This is a genomic window from Paenirhizobium cremeum, assembly GCF_022884085.1.
In the GTDB taxonomy this organism is placed as follows: Bacteria; Pseudomonadota; Alphaproteobacteria; order Rhizobiales; family Rhizobiaceae; genus Allorhizobium; species Allorhizobium cremeum.
The window spans coordinates 48,906-66,915 of sequence record NZ_JAGGCS010000018.1; the positions used below are offsets into that span (position 1 = coordinate 48,906).

The 18,010-nt window shown below is 61.8% G+C and carries 19 protein-coding genes; 7 read left to right on the forward strand and 12 right to left on the reverse strand.

All coding sequences use genetic code 11. The features are described from left to right. Window positions 1–53 precede the first annotated feature (53 nt). Window positions 54–1,682 carry a chaperonin GroEL gene (gene groL, locus J5N58_RS23450; RefSeq protein WP_112831520.1) on the forward strand — a complete coding sequence of 543 codons (1,629 nt, stop codon included), beginning with the start codon at window positions 54–56 and terminating at the stop codon, window positions 1,680–1,682. A 982-nt stretch (window positions 1,683–2,664) separates the two neighbouring features. Continuing rightward, the gene (gene traR / locus J5N58_RS23455; protein ID WP_112592650.1) at window positions 2,665–3,369 is read left to right on the forward strand and encodes an autoinducer-binding transcriptional regulator TraR; all 705 of its coding nucleotides are present in this window, start codon (window positions 2,665–2,667) and stop codon (window positions 3,367–3,369) included. 3 nt (window positions 3,370–3,372) lie between these two features. Here traR and J5N58_RS23460 read toward each other — a convergent pair whose 3' ends face one another. From J5N58_RS23460 to traA, 5 genes are all read right to left on the reverse strand, one after another. Next, entirely contained in the window at window positions 3,373–3,675 is a 303-nt protein-coding gene (locus J5N58_RS23460) for a transcriptional repressor TraM (protein ID WP_112592649.1), read from the reverse strand. A 313-nt stretch (window positions 3,676–3,988) separates the two neighbouring features. After that, complete coding sequence (locus J5N58_RS23465) at window positions 3,989–4,615, reverse strand: TraH family protein (RefSeq protein ID WP_112592647.1); 627 nt, start codon at window positions 4,613–4,615, stop codon at window positions 3,989–3,991. A gap of 15 nt (window positions 4,616–4,630) precedes the next feature. Continuing rightward, entirely contained in the window at window positions 4,631–5,821 is a 1,191-nt protein-coding gene (locus tag J5N58_RS23470; RefSeq protein WP_280520085.1) for a conjugal transfer protein TraB, read from the reverse strand. 19 nt (window positions 5,822–5,840) lie between these two features. Continuing rightward, window positions 5,841–6,371, reverse strand: coding sequence for a conjugative transfer signal peptidase TraF (gene traF / locus J5N58_RS23475; RefSeq protein ID WP_112592644.1), 531 nt, complete (start codon window positions 6,369–6,371; stop codon window positions 5,841–5,843). Continuing rightward, window positions 6,368–9,670 carry a Ti-type conjugative transfer relaxase TraA gene (gene traA / locus J5N58_RS23480; protein WP_112592643.1) on the reverse strand — a complete coding sequence of 1,101 codons (3,303 nt, stop codon included), beginning with the start codon at window positions 9,668–9,670 and terminating at the stop codon, window positions 6,368–6,370. The genes traF and traA overlap by 4 nt, the downstream gene beginning before the upstream one ends. 258 nt (window positions 9,671–9,928) lie before the next feature. Here traA and traC point away from each other — a divergent pair, with 258 nt between their 5' ends. The 5 genes from traC to J5N58_RS23505 all read left to right on the forward strand — a co-directional run bounded on the left by traC (window position 9,929) and on the right by J5N58_RS23505 (window position 13,308). Continuing rightward, window positions 9,929–10,225 carry a conjugal transfer protein TraC gene (gene traC, locus J5N58_RS23485; protein ID WP_112831521.1) on the forward strand — a complete coding sequence of 99 codons (297 nt, stop codon included), beginning with the start codon at window positions 9,929–9,931 and terminating at the stop codon, window positions 10,223–10,225. A gap of 4 nt (window positions 10,226–10,229) precedes the next feature. Further along, on the forward strand, window positions 10,230–10,445 hold the full coding sequence (gene traD / locus J5N58_RS23490; protein WP_162708394.1) for a type IV conjugative transfer system coupling protein TraD: 216 nt from the start codon (window positions 10,230–10,232) through the stop codon (window positions 10,443–10,445). Further along, complete coding sequence (gene traG / locus J5N58_RS23495; protein ID WP_112831522.1) at window positions 10,432–12,357, forward strand: Ti-type conjugative transfer system protein TraG; 1,926 nt, start codon at window positions 10,432–10,434, stop codon at window positions 12,355–12,357. Before traD ends, traG begins: the two co-directional genes overlap by 14 nt. A gap of 275 nt (window positions 12,358–12,632) precedes the next feature. Then, window positions 12,633–12,890: a WGR domain-containing protein gene (locus tag J5N58_RS23500; RefSeq protein WP_112831531.1), complete on the forward strand. Its 258-nt coding sequence runs from the start codon at window positions 12,633–12,635 to the stop codon at window positions 12,888–12,890. Between the two features lie 139 nt (window positions 12,891–13,029). Beyond that, window positions 13,030–13,308 carry an HU family DNA-binding protein gene (locus J5N58_RS23505; protein ID WP_112831523.1) on the forward strand — a complete coding sequence of 93 codons (279 nt, stop codon included), beginning with the start codon at window positions 13,030–13,032 and terminating at the stop codon, window positions 13,306–13,308. Window positions 13,309–13,347: 39 nt separating this feature from the next. Here J5N58_RS23505 and J5N58_RS23510 read toward each other — a convergent pair whose 3' ends face one another. From J5N58_RS23510 to J5N58_RS23540, 7 genes are all read right to left on the reverse strand, one after another. Then, the gene (locus J5N58_RS23510; protein ID WP_244713357.1) at window positions 13,348–13,518 is read right to left on the reverse strand and encodes a hypothetical protein; all 171 of its coding nucleotides are present in this window, start codon (window positions 13,516–13,518) and stop codon (window positions 13,348–13,350) included. A 340-nt stretch (window positions 13,519–13,858) separates the two neighbouring features. Further along, window positions 13,859–14,293, reverse strand: a complete 435-nt coding sequence (gene tnpA, locus J5N58_RS23515; protein WP_112831524.1) for an IS200/IS605 family transposase — start codon at window positions 14,291–14,293, stop codon at window positions 13,859–13,861. A 159-nt stretch (window positions 14,294–14,452) separates the two neighbouring features. Beyond that, window positions 14,453–14,770: a DUF736 domain-containing protein gene (locus J5N58_RS23520; RefSeq protein WP_112831525.1), complete on the reverse strand. Its 318-nt coding sequence runs from the start codon at window positions 14,768–14,770 to the stop codon at window positions 14,453–14,455. 599 nt (window positions 14,771–15,369) lie between these two features. After that, window positions 15,370–15,663 carry a type II toxin-antitoxin system RelE/ParE family toxin gene (locus tag J5N58_RS23525; RefSeq protein ID WP_112831799.1) on the reverse strand — a complete coding sequence of 98 codons (294 nt, stop codon included), beginning with the start codon at window positions 15,661–15,663 and terminating at the stop codon, window positions 15,370–15,372. After that, window positions 15,660–15,965, reverse strand: a complete 306-nt coding sequence (locus tag J5N58_RS23530) for a type II toxin-antitoxin system RelB/DinJ family antitoxin (protein WP_112831801.1) — start codon at window positions 15,963–15,965, stop codon at window positions 15,660–15,662. The genes J5N58_RS23525 and J5N58_RS23530 overlap by 4 nt, the downstream gene beginning before the upstream one ends. A gap of 158 nt (window positions 15,966–16,123) precedes the next feature. Next, window positions 16,124–17,050, reverse strand: a complete 927-nt coding sequence (locus J5N58_RS23535) for an ArdC family protein (RefSeq protein ID WP_112831829.1) — start codon at window positions 17,048–17,050, stop codon at window positions 16,124–16,126. Window positions 17,051–17,376: 326 nt separating this feature from the next. Beyond that, the gene (locus J5N58_RS23540; protein ID WP_112831803.1) at window positions 17,377–17,985 is read right to left on the reverse strand and encodes a hypothetical protein; all 609 of its coding nucleotides are present in this window, start codon (window positions 17,983–17,985) and stop codon (window positions 17,377–17,379) included. Window positions 17,986–18,010 lie beyond the last annotated feature (25 nt).

Sequence of the window (18,010 nt, forward strand, 5' to 3'; positions counted from 1 at the left end):
CCATCCACCCTACGTTCATCAGTCAGATAGCTGCCTATTGAGGAGTTAAAGAAATGGCTGCGAAAGAAGTCAAGTTTCACACCGATGCCCGTGAACGCATGCTGCGTGGGGTCGATGTGTTGGCCAATGCGGTGAAGGTCACGCTTGGTCCGAAGGGCCGCAATGTGGTGATCGACAAGTCCTTCGGTGCTCCGCGCATCACCAAGGACGGCGTTTCGGTCGCCAAGGAAATCGAGCTGGAAGATAAGTTCGAGAACATGGGCGCCCAGATGCTGCGTGAAGTGGCGTCAAAGACCAATGATCTGGCCGGCGACGGTACGACCACCGCGACGGTTCTTGCCCAGGCAATCGTCAAGGAAGGCGCCAAGGCTGTCGCTTCCGGCATGAACCCAATGGACTTGAAGCGCGGCATTGATCTCGCTGTCGACGCAGTCGTCCAGGAACTCAAGACTAACGCCCGCAAGATCACCAATAATTCCGAGATCGCTCAAGTCGGTACCATCTCGGCCAATGGCGATCAGGAGATCGGCCGCTATCTTGCCGAAGCGATGGAAAAAGTCGGAAACGAAGGTGTGATCACGGTTGAAGAGGCCAAGACCGCCGAGACCGAACTTGAGGTCGTCGAAGGCATGCAGTTCGACCGCGGGTACCTCAGCCCCTATTTCGTGACAAACCAAGACAAGATGCGGGTCGAACTTGAGGATCCCTATATCCTGATCCACGAGAAGAAGCTGTCGAACCTGCAGTCAATGCTTCCCGTTCTCGAAGCCGTTGTGCAGTCGGGCAAGCCGCTGCTCATCATCGCTGAAGACGTCGAAGGCGAAGCGCTCGCGACGCTCGTTGTCAACAAGCTGCGAGGTGGCCTGAAGATCGCTGCCGTCAAGGCTCCGGGCTTCGGTGATCGTCGCAAGGCCATGCTGGAAGATATCGCCATCCTGACGGGTGGTACTGTCATCTCCGAAGATCTCGGCATCAAGCTGGAGAATGTCACACTCAACATGCTTGGTCGCGCCAAGAAGGTGGCCATTGAGAAGGAAAATACCACGATCATCGATGGCGTCGGCTCCAAGGCGGAAATCGACGGCCGCGTTGCCCAGATCCGTGCGCAGATCGAAGAAACCACGTCGGACTACGACCGCGAGAAGCTGCAGGAGCGTCTTGCGAAGCTCGCTGGCGGCGTTGCCGTCATCCGCGTTGGTGGCTCGACCGAAGTCGAGGTCAAGGAAAAGAAGGATCGCGTGGACGATGCCTTGCATGCAACCCGCGCGGCCGTGGAAGAAGGTATCCTGCCCGGCGGCGGCGTGGCCCTGTTGCGTGCCGTGAAGGCCCTCGACAATCTCTCCACTGCCAACCAGGACCAGCGCGTCGGCGTCGACATTATCCGCCGTGCGATTGAGGCTCCTGTCCGTCAGATCGCCGAAAACGCCGGCGCTGAAGGGTCTGTCGTTGTCGGAAAACTGCGGGAGAAAAGCGAGTTCTCCTACGGCTGGAATGCCCAGACAGGCGAGTATGGCGATCTCTACGCGCAGGGCGTCATCGATCCGGCCAAGGTCGTGCGGACCGCTCTCCAGGACGCAGCCTCTGTCGCCGGCCTGCTCGTCACGACCGAAGCGATGATCGCCGAAAAGCCGAAGAAGGAAACCGCATCGGCTATGCCCGCCGGCGCCGGTATGGATTTCTAAAGCGATCATGGGTGGTCCGCCGCACCTGCAGGAGGCGGGCCACCTCACAACCTTCGGCCGGAATAAAAGGAACTAGGTTCTGAGAACCGAAAGAGTTAGCAATTCTCCGGCTGTGAAGGTCGCCGTGCAATAGCATTCCGACCATCCTGACACCCGGCCAGCCATGTAAAAGCCCGTAAGAGATACGTGCTAACGAGGACCCTAACCCGATCAGCCTCTTGCAAATTTGCGTGCACATCGATTCAAGGTATCTCCGCGAAGGCAGGAGGCTGACTGGGTTTCGACCATAGAAACGCGACACCGACGCTGGTGTTCAACCTTATTGCGAGCGTGGAAGATATTCGACCACACCGCAGGTGAAGCGCTTCCGCGCCTCTTATTCCGCTAGCCACATCGCGGCGATTCGTATCCGAGTATTTCTGGATTGGCGGTATCGCTCATTACATTGTCGGTCCGCAAGCATGCGGGGCAGCACCTTCAGGGTCAGTCCTCGATGATCTCCGAGCAGGCACTTGAAAAAAAGCTACCCACCAAACGTGGCGGGCTGGTTCACCATACCGAACGCGGTTCAACACCTGTCGATCAAATACTGGAACTGCCGACAGAAGCAGGATTCGAGCCGTCCGGCGGAAGTGTCAACGAAAGCTATGTTTGCCCTCTTCGCGACAAACAACGGTCCGTACAAGGCCGACATTATACGCCGACAAGGACCGCGAGGCAATTCCGCCGCTACGGATTTCGCTGCCTAGGAATAGATGCACTGGCCTCACAGCCGCCGCCTTCCGAAGCCCGTCGAACCATTCCGCCCGCTATGAACTTTATAAACATTTACCATGAAACGGTACACTGGATCATAGCGAAGCGGAAAACACAGTCCTATCGATTTCAGAAAATTGCAGCTTGCCATTATTAGGTGCATTTTCGAGGAAATTTAAGAGGAATCATATGATCTGTTCCACCTGACGATCGCAAGGAATTCCGAATGCAACGTTTGCTAGAAAAGATAACCGATCTCGCGGCAATTCCGGGCAACGAGGCCGGCCTCAAGGCGGGCCTCGCGAATATCACTGCGGATGCCGGCTACGCGGCCTATGCCTACGTCTATATCCGCACCGGATTTACGATGGTCATCTCCAACTACAATGGCGGATGGCAAAGCACTTACTTCCAGAAGAAGCATGCGGCTGTCGATCCTGTCATCCGCCGCGCCAAAATGCTGAAGGGGGCATTTTCCTGGAGCGGAGAACAGGAAAGGCACCGGCTTTCGAAGGCGGAGCGATCATTCTATTCGGACGCTGCGGAATTTGGGATCCGCTCCGGCATCACCATCCCGATCAAGGCGGCACAGAATTCGGTGGCGATGTTTACGCTCGCCTCAGACAAGCCGGCGATCGATCTGACGCGCGAGCTGGACCCGGTCGAGGCCGCTGCAGCGGTAGGGCAGTTGCATGCCCGCATCGTGTTTACAGATCCCACGCCGACCGTCGACGACGGTCTTTCGCTCGACCCGAAGGCCGCCACATACCTGAGCTGGTTTGCAGTTGGAAAGTCGATGGGAGAGATCGCGACGATCGAGGGCGTCAAATACAACACTGTTCGCGTCAAGCTTCAAGAGGCGCGCAAGCCCTTCGACATCCACTCGAACACGCACATGTCGTCGGTTGCCATCCGCAGGAAACTGATCTGACAATCAGTTGACCATGACTTTCGGGATATAGCCGAGGACGGTGATCAGCGTGTTCACTGTATACATCTGCGCGTGCATTTCCATGCAGGCCCTGATGTAGGTGAGATGCTGCGGGCCGCCGGACGCCTTCCCCGATTTATAGTCCTCGGGCAGGTCCTGGAAGAGCTTGTCGGCTCCGTCGACCAGAACGCGGTGGGTTCGGATGGCATCCACCGCGAGGCTTTCCACGTCGGCTTTGGACAGATTTTGCGTCAGTCCGAAGATGGCACGAATTTCGAGTTTCTCGTCAGGCTTTAAGGCGTCCATCCTTATTCCACTCGCTTGCCCTGTCCGCGGTGCGCCCCCGCAAACGTTAATCTTCTGAACCCAAGCCGGGGGTTGCAAACCGTCCTAGACAGTCCTGAGACCTTTAGCACCGAGGCGCCTGGACATACGTCACAGGCCCCCGGCCAATCGGTCAGAGGATCCTGGCGTCGTCACGGCCGACGCCAACCGCTAGGAAGGGTTTGCACACCCTGGGACAGCGCGTACTGCCCTGTCCGCCCTTATAGAAGGCCGAAGCCGTTCTCGCTAGTGCAACAGCCGCAGAATCCCACTGCAGATCTGCACATGCACGACCTCACCGCATTGCGCCAATGGCCGAGAGATCAATTCTGATCCCCGCCTTATTCGGATCGGAGGAGACCGCATCTGCCGGAAGTTCACCCTTATCCCCCTGTTGACGATCGAGGGTTTGAGTGCCGACGCCCTCGCTTTCGGTTGGCTCCGGCTCGGCGGGTTTTGCTTCGCCGGGGTCCGGCGCCCGAAACACCGCCTCCCCTTCGAAATACCCCGTCTGCCAGGCGAGGATCGCATCCTCGAACACCTGGCGCGCAGCCTCCTCGCCGGTCGGGCTGCCATACCATTTGAGGACGATGCGATGGACCCTGGCGAAGAGGGCCGAGCCCATGCGGATGTTCTCGCAAACATCGACCAGATCGGGTTTCAGCTCGCCGGCCTCGAGAATGCCGAGGCCGGCCGGATATTGGGTGATTCCGACGCGGATCGTCTCGCGGCCGATATGCTTGCGGATCAGGTCCATCGCCTCGTCCTCTGTTGCCGGTTTCGGCACGAGCACGACGCGGTTGCCGGAGCGCACGGTGACGGCCAGCGGATCTTCCGATCCCGCCCGTGCGATGAACTCACCGACGATCGCGGGCTTCAGACCAGGATCGGCGCATTGCTGGATGAGGGCGGCATCGACCATCCCGGTTTCCTTTTCTCAAGTGTTGAAGGCCATGACGACGGGAATGTGGAAGAGTCTTGCCCAGGCCGTCACGCTCGCCTTCTGGATTGAGACGATCGCGGTCCCTTCGGTCCACCAGCCATTGCCGGTGGCGACAATGACCGCGGGGGAGTGCAGCATCGATTGCAGCACCGGCCAGAGGAGGAGCTGCTCGTAGCAGATCAGCGGCGCGATCCTCTCCTCCCCGACCCCGGCCACCGGATTGCCGAAAAAATCCGCGCGGGCGCCGCCGCCCTGCCCCGTCCATTTGAGCCATGGCTGCCACATCGATCCGGGGACCGGCATGCGTTCGCGATAGAGGACCCGCGCCTCGTTCGCCGAGAGGGCGACCATGACATTGTCGTAGCCCTGGCGCTCGATGACGACGGCGCCGGCGATGACGGTGATAGCGCGGCCCCGCAAAGCCTCGCGCCACAGGCGCTCGGCGGTCGGTGTCCAGAAGCCAAGCGCGCTCTCGGGAAGAACGATGACGCGGTCGCCATCGCGAGCGCTGCGCAGAACTGCGTCCATCAGGACTCGGTGGCGCGCAAATGATGTGTCGCGCCCCAGAGTTTCGCCGAGTTCCAGGTCGACGCCTTGCCATCCCTCCGGTAGATTTGGCCCTGTCCACGTTGGGGCGGACCAAGCCCAGAAGCCTCCCAGCACCAATGCTGCGGCGAGCCGGCCTCGCGATGTCATCATTGCGAGGCCGGCGACGGTGGCGGCGAGACCCCACCAGCCCCAGCCCGGAAAGAGCACGCCGGCCGCCGTCAACGGATGCGCCCAGCCGGCGATGCCGAAGGGCGGCAGTCCCATCAGAACCAGGGCCAGAAGATAGCGCGCAGCCCTTCCCGCATCCGCCGCTCGTCTCCCGGACGCATCTTCGCCACGACGCTTCGTCCACAACACCGTGTGCACGACAACGAAGGAGCCCGAAGCGACCAGCCAGAGCAGCAGGCCGGGCCAGAGATCGGCGCCGTAGAAATTGGCGACGCCCTGCGGCAGGCCGCGTGAGGCGGCAAGGAAATAGCCCGCCGAGACGAGCGCCGCGACCACACGCGACGGCGCCATTGCCCAGAGCGCCGGAAACAGTGTTGCGACCGGAAGGAGAAGGACATGACCGCTCCAACCGATCCCGCCACAAGCGACGGACGCGGCGACGAGCAGGGCGGATCGCCAACGATCCAATGGGCGTTCACCGGGATGATCAGAGATCGAAGGTGAGAACGGGCCGCGCCAGGCCGAGAAGACCTGCCGCCGGAACCGGACCAAAATATCGGGAGTCATAAGAGCTCGCAAAGAATGAGTGGAGGAAGAGATATCCTGATGGCACCACGCCGCCGGGAGCGGGCATGAGCGGCCTGCCCTCGCCGTCGCTCTTGCGAACGGCCGAGGCTTCGATCGGGCGCCCATCGACGATGACGTGATGCGTGACCTCAACATGCTGGCCGGGACGGGCTGCGACCGTCTTGATTAGTGGCGCGAAGCCGCCGGCGCAAAGTCCGCGCCGGAGATAGCCGCGTCGCAATGCTTCCACGAATGTGGTGGTCGCCGGCGGGCAGACGAACACGAGATCGCCGGTCTTGACCGGACGGCGGAGTAGCTCGATGCGCCAGAGTCCGAGCGGTTCGCTCGGGGTCAGATTGATGCGATAGCCGCCGACCATGGCGCCCACCCCCATGACGGCACACACCATGATGGACATACCCAAAAGCAGGATCGGACCGCGCCGCCTCATTGTTTCAGGACCGGTGACTGGCGTTGCGTCAGACGCAAATCCTCCGCCTGTTTCAGTGACTGGACGGTGCGTTCGTGGGCGGCGAGTTGCTGGGCCGTGCGCATGACCGGCCAGGCTTCCTTCAACCGTACCTTTTCCTCAGGCCGCATGCCTTCGGAGAGTATGTCGAACAGTTTTCCCGATGGATCGCGAGCGCTGTTGGTGAGGAGCGTTCGTTCGCCGAACCGCTCGGCGACGGCCTTGTTGAACCCGTCGATCTCCTGTTTGGTTTCGCGATCACTCAATGCGAAGCCGAGGGCCGCCGGCAGATCGTTGCGGTCGATCGCGTCGCGCACCCGTTCGAGCACGAGGCGCGCCGCCGGCGACAGCGCCGGGATGTCGATCGACACCCGCTGTCTCAGAGCCTGTTCGTCCGCCTGCAGCCGCTGTTGGACGCTCTCGCGCATTCGCAGATACTGTTCGAGATCGCGTTTCAGCGCGGGGAGATTGAGCTCGGCGATCCGGCGCGCCTCGCGCGCCGCCTTGCCGGCGAGAATCCCTGTTCTGCCCTTGAGCGGACCGATCGATGCCGGATCGGTTTCCAGCTTTTGCAGCATTTGGCGAGCGCACTCCCTGTCGACCAGGACCGCATCGAACTCCATTGCCCGAAAGGCGGTCTCGGGATCGGCGAAGACGTAAGCGAAGCGGGCAGAGACTTCCTCCCATTGCTTCCTCAGGGCCGGATCGGCGTCGATCCTCTCGCCGACCCGATCGCCAACGGACTTCTCGAACCGGGTTATGCCGGCGACCATGGGCTTTTCCTCCTGTCTCTGTCGGGCGATCGGGGATTGGCGAAGACCAAGACGCTCGGCGAAGACGGCAAGGCGCTCCGCGAGATCGGCCAGTTTCGTCTTTTGCCGCAGCGTCCAGTCGAACCGGTCGAGTAGAAGCGTGCGCGCCACCTCGACGATGTGCAGGCCGCGGACCTCGGCAAAGCGAAGCGCCTCGCGATAGAGCTGCCCGCGTTCGTAGTCGAGCGTCGTCTCCTTGGCGTTCTTTCGCGACAGGACCTTCGTGAGACCACCGTTGAAGGCGAAGGACCGGTGCCCGTAATAGAGCTGCAGATCCTCGCGATGGCGGGTCATAGCCACATAAGTGAGATGCCGATCCAGCGAGAGCGACGCGAGCACCTTGACCTTGTCGACGGTCGCGCCCTGAGACTTGTGGATCGTCGTCGCATAGCCATGATCGAGATTGTTGTAGAAGCGTTGTTCGACCGTGACCTGGCGGCGCTGTTCGCCCTCACCCACGACAGCAACGATACGGTTCGGCCCGGCCTCGACGACATGGCCGATCATGCCGTTCTTGACGCCGAGCGAACCATCGTTCTTCAGGAAGACGATCTGGTCGCCGGCGTCGAAGCGACGAGTGCCGTCGGCGGTCTTGAACGCGTGTCCTTCGCCGAGGATGCCGCGCTCCACCAGTTTTGCCCGCGCCAAGTCGTTGAGCATACGCACGTCGCGGCGCAGATGCGCGAGCATCAGCATCGACTTTTTCGGATCGTAGTCGCGGTTCCAGTCGGCGATCAGGTGTTCGACGGCTTCCGCCTTCAGTGTCGATCCGAGTAACCTGCCCTGAGCTTGATAAGCTGACAGTGCTCGATCGACATTGCCCCGAGCAAGATCGAGCGAGGCGGCCCGCATCCAGTCCTCGCGCTGGCGATAGATCGTTTCGAGTTCGGCATAGCCGATGCGGTCGACGATGGCGCGGAAGGCCGCCCCCGCCTCGATCGGCTGGAGCTGTTCGGGATCGCCGACCAGAACGAGCTTCGCCCCTGCCCTGACCACCGCATCGACGAAGCCCGCCATCCGTTTCGAAGCGACCATGCCGGCCTCGTCCATGACAAATACGGTCCTGGCGTCGAGCGTGTCACGGCCCTGTTGCCAGCGCAGCTCCCAGGAAGCGAGTGTGCGGGAGTCGATGCCCGCCTCCTTCTCCAATCCCTCGGCAGCCTTGCCGGCGAGCGCGCCACCGACGACGCGATATCCGGCGAGCTCCCAGGCCTCGCGCGCCGCCTTCATCATCGTCGTCTTGCCCGCACCGGCGCGGCCGACGACCGCGGCGATCCGGGGAGGACCGGCAATACGCTCGATGGCGGATTTCTGTTCGTCCGAGAGCCGCTCATGCCGCCGGAACGTCGTATCGAGTATCGCTTTGGAAACGGCATGCGTCTCCGTGTTCGACAGCCAGATCGCCTGGCGCGCCATCGTCGCTTCCAGCCGGATCATCGACCGCGTCGTGTAGCGCGCCGGCATCTTGGCGCCGGTGGCGAATTCGACCGTGTCGCGCTGCAAACGCAGCACGGTCGGATCCTGGATGATGCGCGCCATCAGCTGCTGGAAGATTGTGGGATCGTCGACATAGCGATTGAGCACTTTGGCGACGTCGCGTTCATCGAAGACGCTCTTTTCGCGCGTGATCACGTCGAGGACGATGGCGGGAGTTCGAAGGATACGGCGGGTGTTTTCCGCGCGGCGCTGCTCGTTGAGTTCAATCCGCTCCAGCTCCGGCCGGACACCCTGGCTCTCGGCCTTGCGCTCGATCGCCTTCGCGCCGACGCCGATATGGATGGTCGGTTCAAGTTCGATCCCCTGCCTCTCGTAGGAGCGGCCATCGACGCGCAGATCGATGCCGCCGAGCGCCAGATGATGGTTCAGCCGCTCGAACCATCCGTCGCGCAGGGCGTTGAAATCCTCCGTCGAACCGGCCCAGAGCTCATAGAGGATCTTGCCGGATTTGGTGCGGACCGGCTGGCCGTCCTCGCCAATGACGGCAATCTTCTTTGACCCGAACCCGTCGTCGGCGAGCGGCCGCAACGTGGTCATAAGATGGATATGCGGGTTCCCTGTATTGTCGTGATAAACCCAGTCGGCAACCATGCCCTTGGCCAGGATGTGTTTCTCGACAAAATCCCGGAACAGGGCGATGTTCTGCTCCGCCGACAGTTCTAGCGGGAGTGCAACCGTCAGGTCGCGGGCAAGCTGCGCATCCGCACGTTTCTCGAAAGCTTCGACTTTGTTCCAGAAGGCTTCGGAGGCGCCGGCGACAGAACGATCAGCGATCAGGGAGCGAGCCCATTTGGGGGCGCCGGCGGGTAATTCAAACTCCTCGTGCAGCAGGCCTTGTTTGCGGGTGTAGTCGATGGTGCGGGCTTCTCGCTCGTATTCCATCTTCGCACAGTGCCGGTAGGCCGCAGACAGCACGACACTGCGGCCGGAGCCGCGACTGACGATGCTGGCTGAGAAATGGGCAATGGCCACGGCGAAGGAAACTCCAGGGTTCGAACGGGTTCGTCCGGAGCGGCTGGGGCCACACGGCCCCGCCAGGGCATGAAAGCAACACGTCGCATCGCGACGTATAATTGCGCCTTTGGAAACCGCTCCTTCGGAACGGCCGGGATCATGTCCCAAAGTATCGGCTTTGCCGATGTGCAGATCTGCACATTTCCAAAGATGCGCATCCGGGAGAGAGTGGGCGTCGCTGAAGCAACGCCACGACCACCAGGAGATGCGACCGGAATGAAGAAGCCGTCATCGAAAATCAGGGAAGAAATCGCCAGATTGCAGGACCAGCTGAAAGCCGCCGAGACGCGCGAGGCCGAGCGGATCGGCAGGGTGGCGCTGAAGGCCGGGCTCGGCGACATCGAGATCGAGGAGGCCGCATTGCAGGCGGCCTTCGAGGAGATCGCGAAACGCTTTCGCGCAGGCAAAGGCGAAGCGACCGGGAAGAAAAGCGCTGACGAGAGCAGGACCGGCGGTGAAGCCTCCGCGGCGCTCGCGTCTGGCGCGGCTGCGGGCAGGCCTGGCGAGGCTTGAGCGGATGGCCAGAGCGCTGACGACGGACGCGCGCAAGAAGGACACGCGCGAGAAAATCGAGCTTGGCGGCCTGATCGTCAAGGCAGGGCTGCGCTTTGAGAAACGCGCGCTGCTGCTCGGCCTGCTGATCGACGCCGGACGCCGGATCAGGGGCGATGAGGCGGAGCGGTCGCGCCTGACCGCGATCGGCGCGGAGGCCTTCGGTCATGACGGCGAATAGATTTCTGCTGTTCGCCCTGCCGGCCACAATCATGCTCGCCGCGATGTTTGCAACGTCGGGCATCGAGCACAAGCTTGCGAGCCTCGGAACGAACGCTGAGGCAAGGCTGATGATCGGCCGCGCCGGGATCGCCCTGCCCTATGTCGCGGCGGCCGCCATCGGCGTCATCGCTCTATTCGCCGCGAACGGATCGGTCAACATCAAGGCGGCGGGCTTCAGCGTGCTTGCCGGCAACGGCGCGGTGATCGCCGTCGCGGCGATCCGCGAGACAATTCGGCTTGCGGGCATCGCGGGCAGCGTGCCGGCGGGTCAATCCGTCTTCGCCTATGCCGACCCGGCGACGATGCTGGGGGCGGCGGCGGCTCTCTTCACCGGCATCTTCGCCCTGCGTGTGGCAATCAGAGGCAATGCCGCTTTCGCGCCAGCCGGGCCGCGCCGCATCGTCGGCAAACGCGCCGTGCATGGCGAGGCCGACTGGATGAAGTTGCCGGAAGCGGCAAAGCTTTTCCCCGAGGCCGGCGGCATCGTCATCGGCGAGCGCTACCGCGTCGACAGGGACAGCGTCGCCGGCATGCCGTTTCGCGCCGACGAGCCGCTGAGCTGGGGGACCGGCGGCAAGGCGCGGCTTCTTTGCTTCGACGGCACCTTCGGCTCCTCGCACGGCATCGTCTTTGCCGGCTCCGGCGGTTTCAAGACGACATCGGTGACGATCCCGACCGCGCTCAAATGGGGCGGCGGGCTTGTGGTCCTGGACCCGTCGAGCGAGGTCGCGCCGATGGTCGCCGAGCACCGTCGCAAGGCCGGCCGAAAGGTGATCGTTCTCGATCCCTCGGCATCCGGTGTCGGCTTCAACGCGATGGACTGGATCGGCCGCCACGGCAACACCCGGGAAGAGGATATCGTCGCCGTCGCCACCTGGATCATGACCGACAATGCGCGCACCGCGTCCGCCCGCGACGACTTCTTCCGGGCCTCGGCCATGCAGCTTCTGACGGCGCTGATCGCCGATGTCTGCCTGTCCGGCCATACCGACGCGCAGGACCAGACACTCAGGCGCGTGCGCGCCAATCTCTCCGAGCCGGAGCCGAAACTGCGCGAGCGCCTGACGCGCATCTATGAACAGTCGCAATCCGACTTCGTGAAGGAGAACGTCTCCGTCTTCGTCAACATGACGCCGGAGACGTTTTCCGGGGTCTATGCCAATGCGGTGAAGGAGACCCATTGGCTCTCCTATCCAAACTATGCCGGGCTCGTGTCGGGCGACACATTCTCGACCGACGATCTCGCCGACGGCGAAACCGACATCTTCATCGCGCTGGATCTCAAGGTGCTCGAAGCCCATCCGGGCCTGGCGCGCGTCGTCATCGGCGCGCTGCTCAACGCCATCTACAATCGCAACGGAAACGTCGAAGGGAGGACGCTTTTCCTGCTCGACGAGGTGGCCCGCCTCGGCTACCTGCGCATCCTCGAAACCGCCCGCGACGCCGGCCGCAAATACGGCATCACCCTGACGATGATTTTCCAGTCGATCGGCCAGATGCGAGAGGCCTATGGCGGCCGCGACGCAACCTCGAAATGGTTCGAAAGCGCGAGCTGGATTTCGTTTTCGGCAATCAACGATCCCGATACCGCCGACTACATCTCGAAGCGCTGCGGCGACACCACCGTCGAGGTCGACCAGACCAATCGATCGTCCGGCATGAAGGGATCGTCGCGGTCACGCTCGAAGCAGCTCAGCCGCCGGCCGTTGATCCTGCCGCACGAGGTCCTGCGCATGCGCGCCGACGAACAGATCGTGTTCACGTCGGGCAATCCGCCGCTCAGGTGCGGACGCGCCATCTGGTTCAGGCGCGAGGACATGAAGGCCTGCGTTGGGGAGAACAGGTTTCATAGGGGGACCGAAGTCCCGTGAAACAGAGAGTTGGGACCGATTGAGTTGGATTGCCTTATGTCCCGACCTGACGCGGATGCTGGCCAATGCGAGAGGATCGTGACCCGCACGGGACGAAACCGCTTGCCGGGTTCGGTGCGCTTGCGCATAGAGCCGTGCGGCAAAGCCGCCTCGCCCAACACCTCTCTATCTCTATCTCTAAAGACGGAAGACACATCAGAAAGATGAATCGATGAGCCCACATTGATTCAAATAAGTCGTTGGACGCCGTTTCGTTGGGACGCGACAATCCGGCCATGGAGAAAGAGGCAACAGACCCGGTTCATCTTCACCGTATCGATGAAACACAGAACATGCGGCGCTTCTATGCGCTGGCGATCCAGCCGACGCTCTTTGGCGGCGCATCGGTCATTCGCAACTGGGGTCGGATCGGAGCGAACGGCCAGACGATGATGGAGACATTCGACAGCGAGAGAGACGCCAGGCAGGTGTTCTCACGCCTGGAGCGGACCAAAAGAAGACGTGGCTATCGCGACGTTGCTTTCACCGATTGAGGGCACCGTAACGCGCAAGCCCGATGTTTCCTGTTGTTTGCGCGGGGATTGCGGGAAGGCCTCGAGCTTCACCCCTATCCTTGCCCGGTCTTCTTCATCATACCGGATGGATAAACCAGAACGAGGGAACCATCCAATCATGACAACGACCAACGAAATCGCCGACAAGATCGCATCCGAGCAGAACCTGACCAAGGCGCAGGCCAAGGCGATCGTCGAAAGCGTGTTCAAGCAGATTGCCGATGCGGCACAGGCAGGCTCCGAGACGTCCATACCTACCTTCGGAAAATTCAAGGTGAAGGAAACGCCGGAGCGCGACGGCCGCAATCCGGCGACAGGTGCCACGATCAAGATTGCCGCGTCGAAGAAGCTGACGTTTGCGCCGGGCAAGGCGGTCAAGGACTCGCTGAACGGCTAAGGCAGAAGAGCCGCATGGGGGAACGCAGAATAGAGCCTCCTAGAAAGGAGGCTCCGCGCCCAGTCGGCCGTCCTGTTCGGCCTCGATGACCGCAAGTTCGGCCAACACGATCTCCAGCTCCGCCGCAATCTGGCGGCGCTCGCTTTCGTCGCAGGCGCTCCTCAGTTCGGCTTTAAGCTCTTCGCGTTGCATTTCGAGGGACATCGTCATCGTTCGTCTCCTTGACGTTTCGTGAAAGACGACGTCCGCGGTCGGTGAGACGGGACAGGGTCAAGCATCGCCAAGGGCGACCGGCGGAGCCGGCGTGTGGGGGAGCCGAAATGCGCCAGCATTTTGGGGGGAACCGCTCGTGCTTCGACGCTTTCCCGGCTCTCCGGCACGATTGGTCATTCTGAGCAGACTTCTCCTCTCCGTATGGCACCAAAAAAAACCTGGATGCGGGCTCGATGCCCGCGGCCGGCTTCATCATGCGACACAAAGTCATGACCTCCACCAGAGGTGGAGGTTTGAAACGCTGCGCTTGAACCGCTAGAAGCGGTTTTGCTATAAGTTAGTAGCTGCGATTAAAGAGGTCGGCAAAGTCGGAAGCTTTGTCGACCTTTTCCTGATTACGGATGTAACGTCTGACGACCTGCTCGTCATAGCCAGCCGTGGACACGAAGTACCCTCGCGCCCAAAAGTGATAGCCCTTGTAGCGGCGCTTGCGGGCGTATTTGTTGGCAACGTAAATTGCCGTCTTACCCTTCAAAAAACCGACGATATGCGACACCGAGTATTTCGGCGGCATTGATATCAGCATGTGCACGTGGTCGGGCATCAGGTGCCCTTCCCGGATCTCGCAACCCTTTTGTCGAGCAAGAGTATGCAGAAGATCACCCAGTTCACGCCGAACGTCCCCGTAAAGGCGTTTCGTTCGGTACTTACTTGAAAACACCACATGGTACTTGCAGTCCCACGTCGCGTGCGATTGCGATCGTTCGTCCATAAAACCTCCGTTCTATGTCTCGGCCAATCTAACGGTCCAAGCACGGAGGTCTCTCAACTACGATGTAGAACGCGTCCAGTCCTCCACCGGAGGTGGAGGTTTACTTACTTCATAGAAAAGAGCCCCGCCGTGTCTGGCGGAGCTCTTCGGGATTTGGTCTCAGGCCTCGCGCTTGGGGCGGTTCCAGATGAGGGCGTATTCGCCGTCCGTCTCGCTTGGCCAAAGGGCTGCGGTGATCGGGGCATTGAAGCTCGGATCGTCCAGCTTGACCGAGATATATTCCTCGCCGTCGTTGGAGACCGCCTTCCAGCCGGCGCCGACTTCGACGCCGTTGCCGGCGGTGATGCGGAAGTCCGGAGCGTCGCGCGAGACGCGCTCGATCGGGTTCAGGCGGGCCTTCATACTCACGGTGAGCGTGCGCACCGTGCCGACGATCGAGTTGTTGCCGTTGGTGGTGAATTCGCCGATGACTGCCATGGTCGTGTTCCTTTCCGGTTGTTCGGGCCGCGCCGATCGCGGCCTCGATGACGGTGTAAAGACCGGGGGCGATCGACGCCGCACCGCCTGGCGGCCGCAACGCATGTGGAGGACGGCCGGGAGCGGCTTTCTTGGTTGCGCGAGGAATGCGAACCTGTTCGCAGGGGAAGAAAGCCACGGACGGCTGTTGCGGACGAGGCGATCGAGACGAAGGCGTCCTTCGGTCACACCAGATCCATCGAGGTCCGCGTCGGTGTGGCCTGCTCTCGGCCGGATGGAACATGATACCGGCAACCTCAGCTGACGATCATCCGCCAACAGGCTGCGCAACGTTCGGCGCCATGCTCATGTCCAACGTCATGGCTCTGGCCCGCTCCCGCCCTCGAAGCCACAGCCAATGTCTTCGGTCGCATCATCATCGCACTACGATCGAAAACCGGGCATGGTCGACGATGGCTACCTCGGTCAGGGAGGTTCTCGGTCTACCCTGCGAAACAACCGGTTGCTCTCCCCTGCTTCACCGCATATCGGCTGTAGGAGAAGGATAGCAGCCTTACTGGGATGTATTCCAACTAGCACCGTTTGCGAAGCGGGTACCTTCAGCCTTCAGGGAGCACGTCGGGCCACTGCTGCGCTCCATGCAGCACGCGCAGGATACGGATCGCCGTGGCAGTGACCACGTAGGCGCATATATAAGGTGTGCCAGAGATGACCAGTTCGCGTGTTCCGGCAACTCGGCCCGGACGGCCACTGTCAGGGAAATCGACAAGGCGGCGTGCGGCGCTGGCGATCCGTTCATCGATCGCGATCGCGGCGACGGGATTATTCGCCTCAATATGCGTGAATATGCCGTCGCGATCGGAGATCGCGAAGGCCGACCACATCAGCTTCACGACTTCGCGTCGCCGGCGCTGCGGGCGGCGGCTCGCCGCCTGGCAAAATGCGCTTCGGCCTCATCGTCGGCGATGTCCGGGCGAGTATCGCCCAGGGCTTCCAGCACCTTCGCCCTGAACCAGGCATCATGCGCCTCACCACCGGAAACAAGCTCCAGCGGCAATACGCCTTCATTGGCGGTGCGCGTGAGGAGGATGCGCACTGCGTCCGAAACTGTCAGGCCCATCCCTTCCAATACGGCGGTGGCGCGATCCCTGACGTCGGCATCAATGCGAGTTTGAACGAGAGCGTTTGCGGCCATAGGCATCTCCTGTCTTCAATCACAATGTAATGCACTTGAATGACAATTACCAGTGACAGCCTGTCCTTCCCCAGAGCTCTTGATCGGGGGTAGTGGCGCAAACAAGATCGGCTGGTGGGAAGAGGCCCGTGGCCTCTCCCGTGACAAACGACGTGACCTTACGCCGCTTCCCGTTCGGTTTCTTGCCTCGGCTGAAGCTCGTGCAGATAGTTGACCGCACGCTGGGCATGCGCGGCCGCGGCGAAAATGAACCGCTTCTCGTTCTTCAGAATTTCGAGCCAGCTGGCAAGGTAGCTTGCGTGGTCGGGCCTGGGCCCGAGTTCCGGAACAATGCCGAGGTCGGCGGCCAAAAAGCAACCGCCAAGGTCGGCGATCAGCTCTTCATGGGCCCGGGACGCGCGATCCTTGTGGTAGCGGGAGAGGTCGCGATCAAGCCTGTTTTCCGAGCCCGTCCAATGGGTTAGCTCATGACCGAGCGTCGCGTAGTAACTCGGCGCGTCGCGAAAACTCTCGAATGGCGGCATTTGTACGATATCGAGCGCCGGATTGAAATAGGCCTGGCTGCCGCCGTGCCGGATGACAGCGCCGGTATTGGCAAAAAAGGCGTCCGCATGGGCAATCCGCTCGACTGGATCGGGCGCCGGCGCCGAAGCGCGGTAATAGTGTTCGGCAAGTCCATCGATCTGGTCCGCGCAGAACACCGTATAGGCTTTCAGGAAGGGAATTCCGCGCTCCACTTCCTCACCATGGGCGTCCGTCTCGGTTTTGGTGAACCGGCTGGCATAGACGACGGTTGCACCGGTCTCGCCCTTGCGCACGTGCCCGCCCAGTTCGACGCTCTGCTTGAAGGTCATCCAGGTCGGCGAAACGAAACCTCGCGACACGGCTTCCGACCAGAGAAGCAGCGTGTTGATGCCTTGATACGGAAGACCATTGTGGCGTAGCGGCCGCGTAATGCGCCCTGTCGTATTGGCCGCGTTCCAGGGCTTGACCCAGGGACGCACACCCTTCTCAAGATCGGCAACGATCCTGTCGGTGATGCGTGCGTAGATGTCCGTGCGGGTGTTTTCCGATTTCCTGCTCATGGTTCTCATACCTCCGAGTTGGGGAGGCCGCGCCGATCGCGGCCCCGTCGCGAAGGGCCAAAGGCAGGAGCGACCGGGCGGCAGGCGCACCGGAACGGCCGGAACGAAGGTGGAGGACGGCGATAGCCGTTGCGCCTTGCCGCCGGCTCCTGCAGGACCGGCGAACGGGACGAGGCCGCGATGCGGCGTCTCGTCCATCTCTTTCCCTTTTTGCGTCTCTTTTCCCGGCGGCCGGCGATAACGGTCACGCGAAGAGGCCGGCTTCGGAGGAAGGCAGCCTCTTCGCGGATTGGTATGGGCGGAGCCGAAGCTCCGCCGGTATGGCCTCAGTCGAAGGCCGACATCTGCGCTTCGGCCGCCTTTCGATCGAGCTTCTCGCCTGGATTGTCGACCGGGCGGTCGAAGGGCTTCCAGGTCTCCCCGACGACCTGCTCGTAGGCGGCGACAGCACCTTCGGCGGCCATGCGGAGCGCATGGGCCTGAACGCCCATGTCGGCGGCGAATTCTCGCTTGCGCTGCGCATTGCTGTCATAGCCGACCGGACCGAGATCGTCCTCGCGATCGTCGCCCGCACCCTTGGCGGTGGCGTCGCGCGCCTCGGTGACGGCACGGGAATAGAACTGTCCGGCGCCATGGGCGGATCCGACATAGGCGCCAACGATACGCTGAAGATGGATCTGCATTGCCCGTTCGCCCAAGCCCTCGGAGAGGCCGGAGGCGGTCTCGACGATCAGGCGTTCATGCATGTCGCGGATGCCGTCGCTGTCGAGGATCGCGGTGCCGAAACTTTCGGCGATGCGGAGCGCCTGGCCTTCGTCGGGGCATGTGAGACGGACCATTTCGAGTGTGGCGCCCTTGCGGAGCTGCACCACGCGCGCTGAAGGTCGGTTGGCCGGGCGGTTCGATTGACGGGAGGTGCTTGCGGGCTTTGCCATGACGGTTTCCTTTTCTGGCTTTCCG